The sequence below is a fragment of the Eudoraea sp. genome (genome assembly GCF_049665975.1).
Classification (GTDB): Bacteria; Bacteroidota; Bacteroidia; order Flavobacteriales; family Flavobacteriaceae; genus Eudoraea.
The window spans coordinates 1-18,510 of record NZ_JBATGR010000038.1 but is presented as its reverse complement, the minus strand read 5'-3'; the positions used below and the strand labels follow the sequence as shown (position 1 = coordinate 18,510).

General features: G+C 36.1%; 20 protein-coding genes. 12 read left to right on the top strand and 8 right to left on the bottom strand.

What is annotated here, in order from left to right; translation table 11 throughout:
* Positions 1–37 precede the first annotated feature (37 nt).
* The 5 genes from WBN20_RS01555 (at position 38) to WBN20_RS01535 (ending at position 4,991) form a co-directional block, all read left to right on the top strand.
* The gene (locus WBN20_RS01555; protein ID WP_424274324.1) at positions 38–508 is read left to right on the top strand and encodes a nuclear transport factor 2 family protein; all 471 of its coding nucleotides are present in this window, start codon (positions 38–40) and stop codon (positions 506–508) included.
* Between the two features lie 42 nt (positions 509–550).
* Positions 551–1,315, top strand: a complete 765-nt coding sequence (locus WBN20_RS01550) for a hypothetical protein (RefSeq protein ID WP_424280454.1) — start codon at positions 551–553, stop codon at positions 1,313–1,315.
* 238 nt (positions 1,316–1,553) lie between these two features.
* Positions 1,554–3,581 carry a S9 family peptidase gene (locus tag WBN20_RS01545; RefSeq protein WP_424280453.1) on the top strand — a complete coding sequence of 676 codons (2,028 nt, stop codon included), beginning with the start codon at positions 1,554–1,556 and terminating at the stop codon, positions 3,579–3,581.
* Positions 3,582–3,658: 77 nt separating this feature from the next.
* Positions 3,659–4,039: a hypothetical protein gene (locus tag WBN20_RS01540; protein WP_424280452.1), complete on the top strand. Its 381-nt coding sequence runs from the start codon at positions 3,659–3,661 to the stop codon at positions 4,037–4,039.
* Positions 4,040–4,046: 7 nt separating this feature from the next.
* Positions 4,047–4,991, top strand: coding sequence for a sugar phosphate isomerase/epimerase family protein (locus WBN20_RS01535; protein ID WP_424280451.1), 945 nt, complete (start codon positions 4,047–4,049; stop codon positions 4,989–4,991).
* Between the two features lie 53 nt (positions 4,992–5,044).
* Here the strand turns inward: WBN20_RS01535 and WBN20_RS01530 are convergent, their stop codons facing one another.
* A complete protein-coding gene (locus tag WBN20_RS01530) occupies positions 5,045–6,097 on the bottom strand; it encodes an adenylate/guanylate cyclase domain-containing protein (RefSeq protein ID WP_424274328.1) in 1,053 nt (350 codons plus the stop codon).
* Between the two features lie 338 nt (positions 6,098–6,435).
* On the opposite strand from WBN20_RS01530, the gene WBN20_RS01525 reads away from it, so the two are divergent.
* Positions 6,436–7,647: an MFS transporter gene (locus WBN20_RS01525; RefSeq protein WP_424280464.1), complete on the top strand. Its 1,212-nt coding sequence runs from the start codon at positions 6,436–6,438 to the stop codon at positions 7,645–7,647.
* Between the two features lie 107 nt (positions 7,648–7,754).
* Here the strand turns inward: WBN20_RS01525 and WBN20_RS01520 are convergent, their stop codons facing one another.
* Positions 7,755–9,917, bottom strand: a complete 2,163-nt coding sequence (locus WBN20_RS01520; protein WP_424280450.1) for a TonB-dependent receptor — start codon at positions 9,915–9,917, stop codon at positions 7,755–7,757.
* Positions 9,918–10,133: 216 nt separating this feature from the next.
* On the opposite strand from WBN20_RS01520, the gene WBN20_RS01515 reads away from it, so the two are divergent.
* A complete protein-coding gene (locus WBN20_RS01515; RefSeq protein ID WP_424271343.1) occupies positions 10,134–10,553 on the top strand; it encodes a DUF2141 domain-containing protein in 420 nt (139 codons plus the stop codon).
* 109 nt (positions 10,554–10,662) lie between these two features.
* On the opposite strand, the gene WBN20_RS01510 is transcribed toward WBN20_RS01515, so the two are convergent.
* Positions 10,663–11,142, bottom strand: a complete 480-nt coding sequence (locus WBN20_RS01510; protein WP_424280463.1) for a Dps family protein — start codon at positions 11,140–11,142, stop codon at positions 10,663–10,665.
* Between the two features lie 100 nt (positions 11,143–11,242).
* On the opposite strand from WBN20_RS01510, the gene WBN20_RS01505 reads away from it, so the two are divergent.
* Positions 11,243–12,184 (top strand): LysR substrate-binding domain-containing protein, encoded by a 942-nt coding sequence (locus WBN20_RS01505; RefSeq protein ID WP_424271854.1) that lies wholly within the window; start codon positions 11,243–11,245, stop codon positions 12,182–12,184.
* A gap of 27 nt (positions 12,185–12,211) precedes the next feature.
* Here the strand turns inward: WBN20_RS01505 and WBN20_RS01500 are convergent, their stop codons facing one another.
* On the bottom strand, positions 12,212–12,409 hold the full coding sequence (locus WBN20_RS01500) for a hypothetical protein (RefSeq protein WP_424271855.1): 198 nt from the start codon (positions 12,407–12,409) through the stop codon (positions 12,212–12,214).
* Between the two features lie 117 nt (positions 12,410–12,526).
* On the opposite strand from WBN20_RS01500, the gene WBN20_RS01495 reads away from it, so the two are divergent.
* Positions 12,527–13,801, top strand: coding sequence for a D-alanyl-D-alanine carboxypeptidase (locus WBN20_RS01495; RefSeq protein ID WP_424280449.1), 1,275 nt, complete (start codon positions 12,527–12,529; stop codon positions 13,799–13,801).
* Here the strand turns inward: WBN20_RS01495 and nudK are convergent.
* The 4 genes from nudK to WBN20_RS01475 form a co-directional block, all read right to left on the bottom strand.
* Positions 13,798–14,379, bottom strand: coding sequence for a GDP-mannose pyrophosphatase NudK (nudK, locus tag WBN20_RS01490; protein ID WP_424280448.1), 582 nt, complete (start codon positions 14,377–14,379; stop codon positions 13,798–13,800). The genes WBN20_RS01495 and nudK overlap by 4 nt on opposite strands.
* A 39-nt stretch (positions 14,380–14,418) precedes the next feature.
* Entirely contained in the window at positions 14,419–15,072 is a 654-nt protein-coding gene (locus WBN20_RS01485; RefSeq protein WP_424280447.1) for a DUF2461 domain-containing protein, read from the bottom strand.
* A 40-nt stretch (positions 15,073–15,112) separates the two neighbouring features.
* Positions 15,113–15,913 (bottom strand): TIGR00266 family protein, encoded by an 801-nt coding sequence (locus tag WBN20_RS01480; RefSeq protein WP_424280446.1) that lies wholly within the window; start codon positions 15,911–15,913, stop codon positions 15,113–15,115.
* A gap of 77 nt (positions 15,914–15,990) precedes the next feature.
* Positions 15,991–16,446 carry a DUF4442 domain-containing protein gene (locus tag WBN20_RS01475; RefSeq protein WP_424280445.1) on the bottom strand — a complete coding sequence of 152 codons (456 nt, stop codon included), beginning with the start codon at positions 16,444–16,446 and terminating at the stop codon, positions 15,991–15,993.
* 133 nt (positions 16,447–16,579) lie between these two features.
* Here WBN20_RS01475 and WBN20_RS01470 point away from each other — a divergent pair, with 133 nt between their 5' ends.
* The 3 genes from WBN20_RS01470 to WBN20_RS01460 form a co-directional block, all read left to right on the top strand.
* On the top strand, positions 16,580–17,062 hold the full coding sequence (locus WBN20_RS01470; RefSeq protein WP_424273381.1) for a DUF4870 domain-containing protein: 483 nt from the start codon (positions 16,580–16,582) through the stop codon (positions 17,060–17,062).
* Between the two features lie 163 nt (positions 17,063–17,225).
* Positions 17,226–17,561, top strand: a complete 336-nt coding sequence (locus WBN20_RS01465) for a PadR family transcriptional regulator (RefSeq protein ID WP_299161429.1) — start codon at positions 17,226–17,228, stop codon at positions 17,559–17,561.
* A gap of 2 nt (positions 17,562–17,563) precedes the next feature.
* Positions 17,564–18,510 (top strand): PspC domain-containing protein (locus WBN20_RS01460; protein WP_424280444.1); only part of this gene is annotated, 947 nt, incomplete at its 3' end.

Below are 18,510 nucleotides of genomic sequence, written 5' to 3'. Positions count from 1 at the left end.
AAAAATTCTATTATTGTTCTTGGCAGCAGTGTTTTTTATGAGCTGTAAAAATGCCGAACCAAAATATTTCTCTTCGTCTCCTGAAATAGATGAAGTTAAGGCTCTTGTGAAGGATTATAACGCAGGAGATTGGACCGCCTGGATGACTCATTACGCAGATACGGCGAAAATTCAACATAACACACTCGAAGATTCTACACCTGCCGAATTATTAGAAGGGTTTAAAGATTTACTAGCGGGTACATCTAGTTATGGATTTACCGATAAGGATATATTCTATGAAATGGTGATTGATGATAAAGGTGAAAAGTGGGTAAATTTTTGGGGAACCTGGGAAGGAACTATCGCAGCCAATAACCAGAAACTTGTTATACCTGTGCATCTTACTTCGCAGTTTGTCAATGGCAAAATTGTGGAAGAACATGGCTACTATGATTTATCTGAATACATGGCGATCATGCTGGAAATTGAGGCAGAGACAGTAGAGGAAGAAGTTATGGAAGAATAATCTATTTGTAGAAATAACACAATTAACTTTAATCTAAAAAAAATGAGAAAATTTATTTGTCTGATGTTACTTACACCTTTTTTTGTAATATCTCAAAGTACAGAAGAATACGTGGTCATGGAAAATGTTATGCTTACCGCTATTCCGGCAAAAACCATGGAATTTGAAGCTGGTTTAGCTGCACATAATAAAAAATACCACGCGGAAGGCACACATGGTGCGCGTGTTTATTGGATTTCAAATGGGAAAAATTCCGGAAAATATATTTGGGCAATGGGTCCTTTACCCTGGAGTGCAATGGATAGCAGGCCGGCCGCTGATGGGCATGATGAAGATTGGAGTAAAAATGTAGTTCCCTATACCACGGCTGAAAGCGATGTTACATACTGGAAGTTTCATCCGCAATTCTCCAATTTTTCCGCCGATTTTAACCTTAAATATTTATCTGTTTTCATGGTAGATTTTAAACGGTTTAAATACACTGAAATGATAAGTATTCTGGAAAGAGTAAAGAAAGTGAATGAAGAAAAAAATCCTGATGAGGCTTATGGTGTTTATACCAATGAAATGCCGGATAGCCAGGACGGTAGAGATATGGCTTTTGTAAATTTCTTTAGTAATTCAGGATGGATGGGTCGTGAAGATACTTTTCCAAAAAAGTTTGAGGAAGTACATGGTGAAGGAAGTTTTATGAAATTTCTTAAAGACGTAGAAGAAGCTACGAATGGAGAGCGTTCAGAATTATGGACATTTAGAGAAGACCTAAGCGGCCTAAGCGGTACTGTCGATGCTCAGAATAGACAGTAGTTACCGTCAGTCTGAATAAAATATAATGCTGTAGTTTTAAAATGAAATAGATTTTAAACTAACCAACCATTCAAAACCCGGTATCAACCGGGTTTTGTTTTTACACTTAATCTGCAATGAAATAGGGTTTTTTTCAATTAATAATTACCTCTTCGGTAAGGATAAAAATTGTTTAAAACCATTATTAGTGCGTTTCAACAATCTTTCTTAATTTTCCCTCAAATCCAAATTACAAATCATGCAAAAAATTATTTCATTTCTTTTCATTGTATTCTTTATAAGCGCCATTGCTTTAGGACAACAAAAAACCAATCTTGAACTCACTGATATTTTTAATATGGAATTTGTCTCCGATCCGCAAATATCGCCAGATGGGAGCAAAATTATTTATGTGAGGAATTTTAAAGATATAATGACCGACAAGAATCTATCTAATTTGTGGATAGTAAATTTTGATGGCTCCCAGAACAGACCGTTAACCACGGGAAACCAAAATGATCTTTCCCCGCGTTGGTCGCATGATGGTAATAAAATTGTGTTTAAATCGAACATGCAGGATGACAAAATGAAACTTTTTATGATGTGGATGGACACAAAGGAATATGTTGCTCTCACAAATACAACTGCATCCCCTGGAGGAGTTAGTTGGTCTCATGATGATAATCATTTGGCTTTTACAATGTTTGTTCCAAAGAAAACTGAGTCTATTATTAAATTACCCCCTAAACCTGAAGGCGCTAAATGGAACAAACCCCCTGTTTACATTGATGAGATGAACTACCGTGGAGATGGCAAGGGTTATTACAAAAGCGGGAATCAACAGCTTTTTATTCTATCGACTGATGGAGGAACACCGCAACAACTCACTTTTTCAGAATACGATCATGGGACTCCAATCTGGTCAAAAGACAATCGAAAATTATACTTTTCAGCCAACCTTCACGAAAACCATGAATTTGAACCCCGTAATAGCGAAATTCAGGAACTTACACTGGGCAATAATTCCATTAAAGCCCTTACAAATAGACTGGGACCAGATAATGGCCCAGCTCTGTCACCAGATGGAAAATTTATCGCATATACCGGCTTTGATGATAAATATCAGGGATATCAACTTACTCAATTGTACATTATGAATGCAGACGGAACCAATTCTAAAATGGTTTCCGGCAATTTTGACAGGAATATTCAAAGTATTAAATGGTCTCATGATGGTAAGGGACTTTACTTTCAATATAATGACAAAGGGGATACAAAAATTGGATATATAACAACAGCCGGTAAGGCATCACAGATTTCTGAAAATTTAGGAGGTCTTTCTTTGGGCAGACCCTATAACGCAGCATCCTATTCAGTTTCAAATAACAACAAATTTGCTTATACTTTGGGAGGCACAGAGCATCCTGCCGATTTGGGAACGTCTTATAAAGGTAATAATCAAAGAATTACCAAACTTAATGATGATTTGTTCTCCTATAGAAATGTTGCTGAAGTGGAAGAACTGTGGTGGGAATCTTCTTTTGACCAGAGAAAAATACAAGGTTGGCTGGTAAAACCACCCAATTATGATCCTTCTAAAAAATACCCACTCATATTGGAAATTCACGGTGGGCCTTTTACAAGCTATGGTTCAGTATTTTCTGCTGAAATCCAACTCTACGCGGCTCAAGGCTATTTAGTATTATATACAAATCCAAGAGGAAGTACCAGTTATGGTGAAGAATTTGGAAATCTCATCCATCATGACTACCCCAACCATGACTATGACGACCTGATGTCCGGTGTCGATGAAGTCATTAAAAAAGGTATAGTTGACGAAGATAATATGTTTGTTACCGGGGGTAGCGGCGGCGGAGTGCTAACTGCATGGATTGTTGGTAAAACCGATAGGTTTGCTGCAGCGGTTGTAGCCAAACCGGTTATTAACTGGTATAGTTTTGTGCTTTATGCAGATGGGGTAGGATTTTTCTATAAATACTGGTTTCCAAACAAGCCCTGGGAAGACCCAACCAGCTATCTAAAAAGGTCTCCGCTTTCATATGTAGGGAATATTTCTACGCCTACTATGCTGCTTACAGGAGAAGAAGATTACCGAACCCCAATAGCAGAATCTGAGCAGTTTTATGCCGCCCTTAAGCTCGAAAAAGTAGAAACAGCAATGGTGCGAATTCCCGGAGCATCACACGGTATTGCCAATAAACCAAGTAATCTCATTGCCAAAATAGCCAGTGTACTGGCTTGGTTTGAAAAATATAAAAAAGACTAGCGCCTCTGATATTCTGTTCCTGTTTTTACCATATTATGTGAAATTTTAACTACCTTTTAGAACCATAATACAGACAAATGATAAACAATAAATATTGGCAGGCTTTTTTCGCTCTTTCACCTATAATCATTTTATTTATTTTGATGCTGGGGTATTTTGTTTTTCTGTTTTCTATACTAAGTAATATTCCTGAATTAGAGCGGGCTCATGATGGGCCACCTGAACTTATTATAGAATGGATAGGCTCTTTCTTTATTGTGATTTTTTTAGTGATACTGCTTTCTGTTGCAAGTTTGGTATTCTTTATCGTACATGCCGTTCAGAATCCGAATCTCAAACAGGGTCATATGCTGCTCTTATGGATCTTATTATTCATTTTTGTTGGGGGTTTAGGAGAGTTGATCTATTGGCTTGTAGAGATTGTAGCAAAACGAAACCATAATGAGCAACTAGAATAACCTTATAATGGGGAGCAGAAGATCCTTTATTAAGAAAACAGCCCTTGGTAGTGCGGCACTTTGGTTAGGACATACTGGTGTATTTGGGTCAAATCCATTAATAAAAAGCTCCTATCCAAATATTTCCCTTGCCCAATGGTCATTAAACCGGGCATTTTTCAAAGGTGAATTAAATCCGAAAGACTTTCCGGATATTGCCAAAAATTCTTTTGACCTTAATGCAGTTGAATACGTAAATGCGTTTTATAAAGAAGTTGCAAAAAGTGAAAAGTATTGGAATCAACTAAAAAGTACTGCGAGTGCAGCTGGTGTTAAAAATTTGCTGATCATGGTTGATGATGAAGGAGAACTGGGAAACCCCAATAATAATGAACGTACTCAAGCCATTGAAAATCATTACAAATGGATCAATGCAGCCAAACTACTGGGATGCCACTCAATTAGGGTGAATGCTTTTGGACAGGGGGATAAGATTTCATTGAAAAATTCATTAATAGATGGTTTAGGAAGACTGAGCGAATATGGCGCTAAGGAAAATATTAATGTACTGATAGAAAATCATGGCTTGCACACTTCAGATGGTAAATTCATGACTTCCATACTGAAAGAAGTTAATAACAAGTATTTGGGAACATTACCAGACTTTGGTAACTGGTGTCTTAATGCCAAATGGGGAAGCACCCAGAATAACAAATGCAGCGAAATATATGATCCTTACCAGGGCGTATCTGACTTTTTACCATATGCAAAAGGGGTAAGTGCTAAATCTTATAATTTTGATAGTATCGGAAATGAAACTTTTCTGGATTATGGTAAGTTGCTTAAAGTGGTAAAAGATTCGGGATTTGATGGTTATATAGGTATAGAATACGAAGGTGAAAAACTAAGTGAACCCGAAGGTATCAAAGCAACCAAGGCACTGATAGAAAAAGTCTGGCTCAATTTAGATTAAGGCAGTTTTTAAATATCTCATTTTGTCAAAACTACAGCCCATATTCATTTGAATTAGTTAAAATTTATGGCAAATAATTGAATGGCATCCTGTTTTCCCCTCAGTATCAATTTTCCAATTTCAACCAACGAAAAACTGGGATCCGGATTTAACTTTATGACCAGATCCTTCGATATCAAAGCCCTTGCTCCGTAATTATTGCATTCCGATTGAATTCTGGCTGTTGTGTTCAGAGCGTCTCCGGTATATATTATATCCTTTTTAATAATTCCAATTTCTCCGGTTGTGACCTCGCCAATATGGAAACCCGCTTTAAATCCCGGCACTAGTCCAAAATGTTTAATATAATGAGACTTTTTATTTTCAAAGGCCTTAGAAATTTTATGGAAACAAGCAATACAATTAGAATTAAATAATCCCTTTTTCTCTGGCCAAGTGACAACTATTTCATCTCCTACATACTGATATATTTCACCATTGGTTTCCAGTATTGCATCAGTCATGTCAGCGTAATAAGCCTTTATCAGGTCGAAGTATTTTCTATGTCCCATCTTTTCTGCTATGGTTGTGGAAGACTTCATATCAAGAAACATAAATATTCTTATTTCTAGTTTAGGTTTTATGTATTTACCAAAGGAGTAATTATAGAATACCTCATTCCCCAAATATGTTGTTATTTCAGAATAGAATAATGCGATATCTAGTGTTAATCCGGCATATATGATAATACTCCAAAAGGAGAATTCATTTATAAAGACTATCAGGCTGTTATAAACCACTGGTTCAAAAACCGAGCTATTAAAACGAATTGAATTTGTAACTAAAGTTAGAACACTAATAAAAATGATTAACAGAATAGTGTAAAAGGTTCCCTTAATGAATATTTTTTTCCAAAACGATTTGTTCTGATATCGCTTTCTTAACCAGGTCACTTCAATCCAACCTTGTGCCATTCCCATGAGAAAACTTCCAAGACCAGTATATATCAGGGCATTCTTAAAATCATATTTGTTACCAGTTGCAGGGTATACGTGAGAATCACCAAGTAATCCATATTCAAGAACTACATAGAGAAGTCCAAATAGCAGCCAAATAATGCCAAACATTAGAGTTTGTCTTAAATAACGATAAGTTTTAGGGTTTAACATCTGAAGGTAAATATATAAAATCCTGCAGGGACTGAGATCCTGTCTGAAGTAAGGATATTTAATCCTCTTAACAGCGTAAATATTTATTTTGATATTCTAATCATAATGATTTTAGGTCATGGCAAATAAATCAGTATTAAATAGCAGGTTGCCTCTAAAGTCTGTAATCAGTTAGATTCATAAAAAAAAGCTATTTTTAATAACTAACTAAACAGATCCAAAATAAACCAAATAAAATGTCACAAATTTCTATTAGCTCTGTCAAACCCAGATTAACTTTTTGGCAAATCTGGAATATGAGTTTCGGTTTTCTGGGAATTCAATTCGGCTTCGCTTTGCAAAATGCTAACGTAAGCAGGATTTTTGAGACACTTGGCGCATCTAAAGATGAATTGCCAATTCTATGGCTAGCAGCCCCGGTAACGGGCCTTCTGGTACAACCAATTATTGGTTATTATAGCGATAGAACCTGGCACCGCAGATGGGGAAGACGCAGGCCTTTTTTCGCGATTGGGGCAATTCTTGCAACTATCGCTTTATTTGCAATGCCAAACTCAACATCACTTTGGATGGCAGTAATTATGCTGTGGCTGATGGACGCATCAATTAACATAAGTATGGAACCATTCAGGGCATTTGTGGGTGACATGTTGCCTAATGAACAGCGGACGAGCGGATTTGCTATGCAAAGTTTTTTTATTGGTTTAGGAGCAGTAATCGCCTCTGCCCTGCCCTTTATAATGACCAATTGGTTTGGAGTTGAGAATATAGCCGCTGATGGAGGTATTCCGGATTCTGTCAAATGGTCTTTTTATGTAGGGGGAATAGCCTATTTCACAGCTGTAATGTGGACTGTTTTTAACACCGAGGAATATCCACCGGATGATATTGAAAAGCTTAAAACTGAAAATGCAGAGAAAGGAGTTTTCACCGGACTCAAAGAATCCTTTATGGGAATTTTTAAAATGCCCAAAACCATGGTACAATTGGCATTTGTACAATTTTTTTCCTGGTTTGCATTATTTGCCATGTGGATCTATACAACTTCTGCTGTAACCAGCCATATTTATGATACTTCAGATACCACCTCAGTGCTATACAATGAGGGAGCAGATTGGGTTGGTATTTGCTTTGCAGTATATAATGGAATAGCAGCCCTGGTGGCTTTTCTTTTGCCTGTAGTGGCCAAAAAACTTAGCAGGAAAATGACACATTTAATTGCTCTTATCTTAGGAGGGATAGGTTTAATTTCTATTTATTTTATATCCGATCCAAATTTATTGTTAGTATCCATGATAGGAGTTGGTATTGCCTGGGCAAGTATTCTATCAATGCCTTATGCTATGCTATCCAGTATTTTACCGGCTAATAAAATGGGATATTATATGGGGGTTTTTAACTTCTTTATTGTCATTCCACAAATTGTGGCGGCAGGTATCCTGGGATTTTTATTAAAATCATTTTTTGGGAATATTTCTATCTATGCACTTATAATTGGCGGTGTTTAAATGATTATTGCCGGATTATTATGTGTTTTTGTTCAAGATAATGATGCCTCCGTTGATTTAGCAAAAAAATAATCCGTGGATCTTCTGATTTCGGTAAAAGATAAATTTTATAAGTTATTCAACTGATTGCTTTTTTTATCTGTACTAATTGTCCAAAAGAAACCTACAAAAAAGAAAGTATCTGCCGGCGGGCGTATGGCCAACCTTTCAAAAATACCATTTGAATTAGGTGAATTAGCATATTCATAATTACTAATATTGTTAAAACCAAGCACATTGCTCACAGAGAAGTAAAGGATTTTTTGCTGATCAATTAAATAGGCCCAGTTAAAACTCAGGTTGTTATAGGAACTGGTCTTTTCTGCCAGGAAATCAGCGCTATTTGGATCATTATAAGGTCGTCCGGAACCAAAGGTATAGGACAATCCAACTTGTGACCTTAGCTTATCAACCCAATATTTGGTAACTGCGGAAAAGCTGTGGTTTGGAGCAAAATTAGGAGTAGCTCTTTGCGGAAAATTCAGATAGTCCCTTTCTGTGCTTAAATAAGAATAAGAAAGCCAGTAATCAAGATTCTTAAGACTTTTGTTATCTCTCCAGAAAATATCTAAGCCCGAAGCAGTTCCACTGCCTTGATTGTTATAATCAGAATCGAATTGGGGAAACTCCGTATTGTATTTAATCAGATTTTGATAATCTTTATAATAGGCTTCTGCCCTAAAGGTTTTGCCATCACTTAAATATTGATAATTTAAGATGTAATGTGATGTTCTGGCCATTTTTAATTCCTGATTGTACTTCAAATAGTCAATCTGTGGATTTTGATAGAAATCGCCATAGGCCAGTGAAAATTGACCGTGATCCCCGCTCTTATATGCAAGTGAAACCCTGGGAGCAAAGTTTAGCTCGTTGAGTGTATTTGAATATTCTGCCCTGGCACCCAGTTTCACAGCGAAGCGATTGTTTAAAAAGATATCGCCTTCTATAAATATAGCACTCAGGTTATCATTGTAATAGTTCTTAATTTCTAACCCAGCCAATGGCCGAAATAAATCCGAATAGTCTGTTATAAAATGTTCAATACCAAAATTTAGATTAAAACGGTTGCTAAATCCTTTTCTTACTTTAAATTTCAAATGAGCTGCAGTCTGATTTGTGCAGATCTTGTCCTGAAATAATCCTATCACGTTCCCATCATATGAAATACTCGCTCCAGTATTGAATGACCACTCATTAGCAAGAAAATGCTTGTAGCTGGCGTTCAGGTAAAAGTTGTTGTTTTTTTGTTGATAGGGCACATATTCTTCAAAATTTATGTTCTCCTGTTCAATATCAAAATCGGCATAAGTAAAACCTGCATACAGCTTAAACAAGCTCTTATCCTTTTTACTGCGAAAAACAGTTTCACCTGAGAAAGATTCATAGGGTGAATTCCAACGAACACCTTGATCTGAAGGAATTAAAGTCTCATAGGGAGCCAGATTAATATAAGAGGTGTTTATGCTTAGAGACTGATCACCCCATATTTCTGTATGACCCAATCCAAGGCCTACAGTCATAATAGAAATATCTGTTTTTTCCTGAACTGGTTCATCGATGGTATTAAGCAATAATACACCAGATAGGGCCTGTCCGTATTCTGCAGAATATCCTCCTGTACTAAAAGTTATCCCTTTGAAAAGAAATGGAGAGAAACGTCCTCTTGTAGGAATATTATTAGCAGATGCATTAAATGGCTGGAATACGCGTAATCCATCAATAAAGACCTGGGTCTCATCGGCTTCTCCTCCCCGTACAAATAATCTACCATCTTCGTTTACCGTAGTCGTCCCGGGTAGGGTTTGTATTGCAGCAACCACATCGCCCAATGCGCCGGCCGTAGTAACAATGTCCAGCGGTTTAAGAACAGAAGCCTTTGAATTGTTTCCGGCTTCAAAAGTCCCCGCTGTAAGAGTAACTCCTGTTAATGAATTAACCGATTCATTGAGAATTATTTTTTGATTCGATAAAAAAGTAACATCAGCAACCTCCATATGAGTTTCATAGCCCATCATGGATACAATAAGTGCCCGGGATCCGCTCTCGGAAGTAGTAAAGGTAAAACTGCCGGATGAATCAGTAGAACTTCCATCATAAGTCCCTTCCAGGTAAACGTTGGCCCCTGTAATAGCATTATTTTCCTTATCGGTCACAGACCCTGATATGATTGTTTGCCCGTAATTGTCTATCGAAAAGAATAAAAAAAATATTAAATATACTAACCACTTCATGCCAAAAACTCTGATTTGTTATTGATACAAAAATGGATTGCATTTCCACGATAATATAAATTAGCTTTCCCAACCGTACTTTAATTAAGATGAATTGATGCTCTAAAACATGAACACAATTCACTCCTTATTTTCTACAGTTGGGTATAGAATAATTTTGAATGATTAGCAGTTTAAAGAGTTTTGAGCCATCATTAACAAATAAAAAACAGTAGTATGAAAACATTAGCACTTATTTTAGGATTACTAATTTCAGGGATTATAGCCAATGCACAGGATGCAAAAGGCATTACCATTAAAGTCACCATTGAAAATGTTCTAAGTGATGAAGGTCAAATTCTGGCGGCATTACATACCCAGGATACTTTTATGAAAGGCGCGGGTATCCAAAGTTTTGGCGCTGAGGCAAAAACTGGAAGCATTTCCTTTGCATTTGAGGATGTAAAGCCTGGTACTTATGCAATTTCAACTTTACATGATGCAAATGAAAATCAAAGAATGGATTACCAGGATAGCGGTATGCCAAATGAAAATTATGCTATGAGCGGAAATGAAATGATCATGGGGCCTCCAACTTTTCAGGATGTAAAGTTTGAGGTAGGTAACGAAGATCTTGAATTAAAGCTCCGTTTTTAAATCAGTATAATCCATAAGAAAGCCCGCATTAAGCGGGCTTTTTTATTTTAAATGTTGTCTAAAATAAACAAATGCTGAATGACTAAGCTATCATTCTGCACATAGAATATTATATCTCTTCAGCCAGCCAGGCCTTCATCATCCAAACTGTTTTTTCCTGTTCCGTAATAAAACCACTCATCATAGAATTAGTTCCCTCATCTTGGGCCTCATCAGAGTCAGTCAGGATTTTTCGCTCAATAAGAAGAAGTTCTTTTAAAGAATCAACGATCAATTTAATTGCTTCTTCATCCTTAGTTATATTTTTTCCTATCGGAACATTTGAATTTTCCATATAATCCTCAAAGGTATGAAGTGGAACTTCACCTAAGGTTAATATGCGCTCGGCTATTTCATCTACTTTAATGTTGGCATCGTTGTATAATTCCTCAAATTTAACATGCAGATCAAAAAAACTTTTCCCTTTTATGTTCCAGTGAATACCCCTTAGATTTTGATAGTACGTTTGAAAGTTTGCTAACAATCTATTCAAATCCTTACTTAGGGTCTTTGATTTCTCGGCATTCAGGCCAATACTGTTTAATTTCATCATTGTTTTTTTATTTGTTATAAAATTAATAAATATCTATCTCTAATAGTATAAATTTTATTGATAGTATTTATATTTGTATTACACAAATTTATGATAGATGACCATTACCCAATTGCAATATGTTTTGGCTGTTGCGGAGTACCAGAACTTCACCCTGGCTGCCGAAAAAAGCTTTGTTACACAACCTACTTTAAGCATGCAGGTGCAAAAGCTTGAAGACGAACTGGATGTGCTTATTTTTGACAGAAGCAAGAAACCGATTCGTATTACAGAAGCAGGACAAAAAATTGTTGCACAGGCAAAAAATATTGTAAATGAAGCCGAACGAATAAAGGATATTGTTGATCAGGAAAAAGGGTTTATTGGCGGTGAATATACACTGGGTATAATTCCTACAGTCATGCCAACTCTCCTGCCCATGTTCCTTAAAACATTTATCAATAAATACCCGAAGGTAAATCTCATCATAAAAGAGCAAAGTACAGAAACCATTATAAGGAATATACAGGAAGGCCATTTAGACGGTGCTATTGCCGCAACACCTCTGGAAATAGAGTACATAAAAGAAAGACCGTTATATTATGAACCATTTGTTGGGTATGTACCTAAAAACCATAGACTTAGAGAAGCAGATAAACTAAACCCAAGTGATTTGGATATTAGTGATATTTTATTGTTAAAGGACGGGCATTGTTTTAGAGATGGCGTGATAAATCTATGCAAAACACCAAAAAAATACGAAGATGAGCATTTTCAGTTACAAAGCGGCAGTTTTGAAACATTGGTGAATCTGGCTGATGAAGATATGGGAATGACCTTATTACCTTACCTCAATACTCTGGAATTAGATGAGAAAAAAAAGAAAAATTTAAAATTTTTTAATAAGCCCTCTCCGGCCAGGGAAGTAAGCCTAATTTATCACAAAAGTGAGCTTAAAATTCAGATTACACGGGCATTAAAAGAAGTTATTTCGGGCATTGTGCGTGGTGCAATTACTTTTCAGGATGTAAAAATAATTAGTCCAATCACTAAAAATTAAAAGCCACCTTGTTGGGTGGCTTTTTGGTTATGCTTTTAGATAAATTAACGTGGGTTTCAACTCTGGTTTATCTGTAATAAAATTTAGTAACCAGGCTTTCAATTCTTCAATTTCGTCAGGCAATAGTTTAGTTATTGCTTTTTTGAGTTCTTTGCTAAAGAGTTTTACATCAAAACTTACTTTTTGGAGTACCGTTTTATAATACTCCAGCATAGCTTTTGCCATATTGAGAGTTTGTTTTAATTAGACTGTTATTTCAAAAATAACCAAAAATAGCTTTATATTATTGTTTACATTCCGTTAAAAATTGAATAAATTCATGTTAAAGTCAAAATTCCACTATTGAAAAAATTCCTAAACATCTGCTATTTAATCATTTTCTCGGTTGTTCTTGGGGCCTGTGCATCTGGCAAAAAATTAGAAAAAACTATCACTGCCACAATAAACCTTGAATCTTTCAGAAATCATTTTACAGGAATTATGATCTACGATCCAATAACCGGCGATACTTTGTACCGTAACAATAGTGACAAATATTTTACTCCGGCCAGTAATACAAAAATCTTTACCCTTTATACCTCATTACTGCTGCTGCCCAAACAAGTTCCTGCGTTAAAATATTGTAGCGTGAACGACACACTCTTTATTGAAGGAACGGGTGATCCATCCCTCTTGCACCCATATTTAAAAGATAGTTCTGTTACCCGGTTTTTAAAGGGCATTAAAAATATCTCCCTAAATCTGAATAACTTTACGGATAGCAAATTCGGACCGGGCTGGGCGTGGGAAGACTATGATGGATATTATTCTGCAGAACGGAGTGCATTTCCCATATTCGGAAATGTTGTAACTATTTCTAAGACGGATACCTTAAGTGTGATACCCAGCTATTTTAAGTCTGATGTAAACCTGATAAAAAATACGGTTAATCGGGAGAATGACACGAATATTTTTTATTTCGATCCTCAAAGAAAAGACACGCTTGAAATTCCATTTAAAACAGAAAGCATTGTAGTTAAAACTCTTTTAGAAAGAGCGCTCGGCAGAGAAATATCAGTTGCACAAAAAATGCCGTGCGAAGAAAAAATGATACTCCCGGGAATACTGACAGATAGTATTAATAAAAGAATGATGCAGGAAAGTGATAATTTTTTAGCTGAGCAATTACTATTGCTGGCCTCCTCTACCCTATCAGACACTTTAAACACAAAAACAGCTATAGAGTATATGCTGAATAATCACCTTAAAGATTTAAAACAACCTCCTAGATGGGTAGATGGTTCCGGACTTTCCAGATATAATCTTTTTAGTCCTGAAGCTATAGTATTTGTTCTGAGCGCAATTCATAAGAAAGTTCCAAAAGAACGTCTATTCAATCTTTTTGCAGAGGGAGGAAAAACGGGTACAATAGCTGAATGGTACCCGGGAAATCCCCATCCATATATCTATGCCAAAACAGGCACATTGGGTAACAATCATAATATTAGCGGGTATTTGATAACTAAATCCGGGAAAACGCTAATATTCAGTTTTATGAATAATCATTTTACGAATCCCACTTCGGACATAAAAAAGCAAATGCAATATGTTTTCGAATGGGTACGGGATAATTATTAAATTATGTTATTTATTCTTGCGTATTGTAAGAGCATAATCGTTTTTGCGTCTTTTATTTCCCCATTTCCAATCATTTCTATTGCCTTATCATTTAAAACTTCCAGCACTTCAATATTTTCACTCTCGTCTTCTGCGCCTCCACCTTCTCCTACTTTCATTTGCTCTTCGTATTCTCCAATAAAAAAGTAAAGTATTTCAGTCACGGCGCCGGGAGACATATATGATTCAAATACTTTTTTTACATGATGTATTTGATACCCGGTTTCTTCCTCTACTTCTTTTCTTATGCAGTCTTCCGGATTAGCACCGTCTAACAATCCGGCACATACCTCTACCATCATACCAGAAGGGTTTCCATTTACATATGTGGGCATCCTGAATTGCCTGGTAAGAATAACTGTTCCTTTCTGTTTGTTGTACAACATGATTGCCGCTCCATTTCCACGATCATAAGACTCGCGAATCTGAGTTTCCCATTCTCCATCATACTTTTGATAGTCATAAGTGTACTTATATAAAGTGTACCAATTATCTGATAAAATGTCTTGTCTAATATTTTTAATCCTGTTGTTGCTCACGTTCGTTTAAATTAATATCAAATACTTTATTTAATTGGTTTATACGGTAAGTGCATTATTTAAATATCTTCTAAAAGGAAGCATTTCTATGTATGCCCTGGTAACAATTTGTTTAAAGTTATTGCTTAACACCTCATCTTTTGAAAGCTGGTGAACGACGGCATAAGATTTATTCCTCAACAAATCAATATAAGGATGCACCTTTGTAAAACCTTTTGGAGCGGCTTTCAACTTTTCATCAATATATAGGGACCCAAAAGTTTCTTTAAAGGAATCCTTATTCATAATTTTTATTAGTTCTTCCCCGTTATAATCTATAGCATCCCTAATGCTTTGAAGTGATTTTGGGTCTGGACGCCATAAACCACCGGCAAGCAAGGATTCATTTATTCCTATCTGAATGTAGAAATCTCCTGTTCCGGGAGCTTTATCTAAACCCGCACCAAAATGATCTTTATAAACGGGTTTGTGCGGGTGAAACATAAGGTTATTGTTAATCCTATTTATACCCTTTTTCCCAGGAGTAGGGTAATAATGTTTATCAATATCTGCCAGGGTATTGTCCAGATCATCTAACCATTCAATAAATTCTGCACGAATTTCTTTGTACCGTTTTCGGTTGATGTCCATCCATGCCTTAGAATTGTTCTTCTCTAATTCACTTAAAAAATCAAATAATTTTTTAAAATTCATATGGAGATTGGTCTGGCATTATAGTTTTATGATTTTTTATTTAGAAACGGTTATCCCCATCCAGCAAATCTCCTATTCCTCCCAAAATACTTCCTTCACCCTTGTCTTTTCCTCCTCCTTTTGGCGCTGCAGCCCAAACTCTGCCAGCCAGTCTGCTAAAAGGAAGAGATTGAATATATACCGTTCCCGGGCCCCTTAAAGATGCAAAGAACAATCCTTCGCCACCAAATACAGTATTTTTTATTCCTCCAACAAATTCAATATCGTAATCTATATCCTTTGTAAACCCTACAATACAACCAGTATCAACTTTTAAGATCTCACCTGGCCCTAACTCTTTCCTGGCCAGGGTACCACCGGCATGAACAAAGGCCATGCCGTCACCTTCCAATTTCTGCATTATAAAGCCTTCACCACCAAACAACCCCCTGCCAAGTCGTTTAGAAAATTCTATACCAATAGAAACTCCTTTAGCTGCGCAGAGAAAAGCATCTTTCTGACAAATAAATTTTCCCTGTTTTTCAGATAAATCAATAGGCAAAATCTTACCCGGGTAAGGAGAAGCAAAACTAACTTCCTTCTTGCTTTGGCCAACATTTAAAAAAGCAGTCATAAATAAACTCTCCCCGGTGAGAATTCTTTTTCCGGCCGAAAATATTTTGCCAAGTACGCTATTATCCTGGTTGGAACCATCTCCAAAAATGGTATCCATCTTTATATCAGTGTCCATCATCATAAAGCTACCGGCTTCGGCAACAACAGCTTCCTGTGGGTCCAATTCTATTTCCACATATTGCATTTCTTCCCCATATATGTGGTAGTCTATTTCATGTGCGTTCATTGTAATTATTTTAAGTTATCAATAGTTAGTTGATTTAGAATTAAAAATGTTACAAATACTTCTGAATTTCTAAAATATCAAGTCCTTAATTTTACCGTCCATTCAAAATTAAAAGTAGAAACCTCTATTCCGTCTTCATTTATCCCAACAGATTTCATCCAAAAGGTTTGTCCCGCTCCAGTAGCGATGGTTTGGTCTAATGCTTCTTTTATCTTATACCCATCCTTGCAAGTGAATGTAATTCTACCTGTTGCTTTTTTAGAGAAATTAGCACTATTATTAGCAACAAGCATGGAAATGCTTTCACCACGTTCTCTAATCTGTGAACTAACCATAATACCGGTGCTAAGTTCGGCAGCCATACCCTGAACTGCCCAGAACATAGATTTAAAAGGGTTCTGATTAAACCATTTATGTCTTACACTTACTACGGCTTTCTCTTCATTGCAAGATCTAAGTCGAACACCGCACCACCATGCCGATGGCAATTTAAAAAAGGCAAAAACATTGAATTTACTGGGGCTTAGGCTCATTAGAATATAAATATAAGGTAAAAATAACTATTCTATTTTAACTAGTAATTGTTAATTTTATGTTAATTTATAGTACTATGTTTTGCATAATACCTGTTTTTAGCCATATATTTGCATAAGAAACTAATATGCCATGACAGAGACATTGACCAAACACGAAAGAAGTTTATCCGCAGTTATTCATGCGTCTACCCTTAGCAAGTACTTTATTCCCTTTGGCAACTTCCTTTTACCCTTGGTATTATGGATTGCAAACAAAAAGGAACACAGCTTTGTAGACTACAATGGAAAGCAGGCTTTAAATTTTCAAATTAGTCTCTTATTGTACTCTGTCATTCTTGGAATCATATCGGTTCCTTTTATACTTGGATTTATACCAGGCATTTTTGATGGAGGATTATTGGATATTCGCGATTACAACGAGTTCAACAATATCAATTTTCATTTTATAGGTGAAAATTTACATTTTGGATGGTGGCTATGGCCTATTGGAATTACAGGTTTGTTACAGGTTTCGCTCTTTATTATCAATATAGTTTATACCATTTTGGCCACATTAAGGACAAATGAAGGGCAGTATTTTAAATATCCCATAACCATCAATTTTATAAAATAAAAAACAGCATTAATCAGGCTGTCTAAATCAGGAGTTATTCATCAACAAAAAAGAGTTTATTTATCAATCATCATCAAATGAAAAGCAAAAAAACGAACAGTTAACCAGATGCTGAAATAAATCCATGAGACTAGGAACAGCATAAAAACAGAATTATGAAATTATGAACATAGAAAACACAAAAGCGCAAATGCGAAAAGGGGTTTTGGAATATTGCATACTCTCCATTTTAAGAGGAGAAGATAAGTATGCTTCTGAAATTCTTGGAACCCTTAAGGACGCAAAGATGCTGGTTGTTGAAGGCACTATTTACCCTTTACTAACCAGGCTGAAGAATGCCGGGCTACTCAATTATCGCTGGGAGGAATCAACTTCTGGTCCGCCCAGGAAATATTACGCTCTTACAGAAACAGGTAAAGTGTTCCTAAAAGAATTGAACATTACATGGGATGAACTTAGAGGAGCAGTTAATTTGGTTACCAATACTAAAAACAACTAACAATGAATAAAACAGTAAATATAAATCTCGCAAATATACTTTTTCACATAGATGAAAAAGCATTTAACAAATTACAGCGATACCTGGAATCTATTAAGCGTTCATTTTCCGGAACAGCCGGAAGCGATGAAATCATTGCCGATATTGAAGCCAGGATAGCTGAACTTTTCCAGGAAAAAATGGAAAACGACAGGCAGGTTATTACACTCAAAGAGGTAGATGAAGTCATCAACATTATGGGACAACCTGAAGACTACATGGTAGATGAGGATATTTTTGAAGATGAACCAAGAAAAAGTAGTGAATCACACCCAAGAATTAAAAAACTCTACAGAGATATTGACAACAAATATATTGGAGGCGTATGTGCCGGGCTGGAACACTATCTTGGGCTCGATGCCTTATGGATACGACTGATATTCATTTTGCTTGGTGTTTTTACAGGTTTTGGTTTCATTGCCTATATCTTACTGTGGATTTTGGTGCCGGAAGCAGCTACCACTTCTCAGAAATTAGACATGAGAGGTGAGCCCGTAAACATCAGTAATATTGAACGTAAAGTAAAAGAGGGTTTTGATGATGTTGCAGATAAAGTAAAGAGTGTAGATTATGAAAAAGTAGGAAACCAGGTAAAAAGTAGTGGAAAAACATTTTTTGATGCCCTGGGAGACGTTATTATGTTCCTTTTCAAAGTTTTCGGAAAATTTATTGGGATCTTATTAATCATAATAGGTGCTGCAACTTTAATTGGTCTCTTTATAGGATTATTTACTGTTGGAATTTTAGATATTGTACATATCCCTGGTGTTGACTTTTATGATATGGTAAATTCCACAGCTGCACCGGTCTGGCTTGTTTCATTACTTTCTTTTTTCGCCATAGGTATTCCATTTTTCTTTCTACTCTACCTGGGATTAAAAATTCTTGTAACTAACCTTAAGTCTATTGG

Excerpts from the sequence above, each read along its gene's own strand:
- WBN20_RS01555 (WP_424274324.1), top strand. The coding sequence starts at position 38 with ATGAGCTGTAAAAATGCCGAACCAAAATATTTCTCTTCGTCTCCTGAA.
- WBN20_RS01550 (WP_424280454.1), top strand. The coding sequence starts at position 551 with ATGAGAAAATTTATTTGTCTGATGTTACTTACACCTTTTTTTGTAATA.
- WBN20_RS01545 (WP_424280453.1), top strand. The coding sequence starts at position 1,554 with ATGCAAAAAATTATTTCATTTCTTTTCATTGTATTCTTTATAAGCGCC.
- WBN20_RS01540 (WP_424280452.1), top strand. The coding sequence starts at position 3,659 with ATGATAAACAATAAATATTGGCAGGCTTTTTTCGCTCTTTCACCTATA.
- WBN20_RS01535 (WP_424280451.1), top strand. The coding sequence starts at position 4,047 with ATGGGGAGCAGAAGATCCTTTATTAAGAAAACAGCCCTTGGTAGTGCG.
- WBN20_RS01530 (WP_424274328.1), bottom strand. The coding sequence starts at position 6,097 with ATGTTTGGCATTATTTGGCTGCTATTTGGACTTCTCTATGTAGTTCTT.
- WBN20_RS01525 (WP_424280464.1), top strand. The coding sequence starts at position 6,436 with ATGAGTTTCGGTTTTCTGGGAATTCAATTCGGCTTCGCTTTGCAAAAT.
- WBN20_RS01520 (WP_424280450.1), bottom strand. The coding sequence starts at position 9,917 with ATGAAGTGGTTAGTATATTTAATATTTTTTTTATTCTTTTCGATAGAC.
- WBN20_RS01515 (WP_424271343.1), top strand. The coding sequence starts at position 10,134 with ATGAAAACATTAGCACTTATTTTAGGATTACTAATTTCAGGGATTATA.
- WBN20_RS01510 (WP_424280463.1), bottom strand. The coding sequence starts at position 11,142 with ATGAAATTAAACAGTATTGGCCTGAATGCCGAGAAATCAAAGACCCTA.
- WBN20_RS01505 (WP_424271854.1), top strand. The coding sequence starts at position 11,243 with ATGACCATTACCCAATTGCAATATGTTTTGGCTGTTGCGGAGTACCAG.
- WBN20_RS01500 (WP_424271855.1), bottom strand. The coding sequence starts at position 12,409 with ATGGCAAAAGCTATGCTGGAGTATTATAAAACGGTACTCCAAAAAGTA.
- WBN20_RS01485 (WP_424280447.1), bottom strand. The coding sequence starts at position 15,072 with ATGAATTTTAAAAAATTATTTGATTTTTTAAGTGAATTAGAGAAGAAC.
- WBN20_RS01480 (WP_424280446.1), bottom strand. The coding sequence starts at position 15,913 with ATGAACGCACATGAAATAGACTACCACATATATGGGGAAGAAATGCAA.
- WBN20_RS01475 (WP_424280445.1), bottom strand. The coding sequence starts at position 16,446 with ATGAGCCTAAGCCCCAGTAAATTCAATGTTTTTGCCTTTTTTAAATTG.
- WBN20_RS01470 (WP_424273381.1), top strand. The coding sequence starts at position 16,580 with ATGACAGAGACATTGACCAAACACGAAAGAAGTTTATCCGCAGTTATT.
- WBN20_RS01465 (WP_299161429.1), top strand. The coding sequence starts at position 17,226 with ATGAACATAGAAAACACAAAAGCGCAAATGCGAAAAGGGGTTTTGGAA.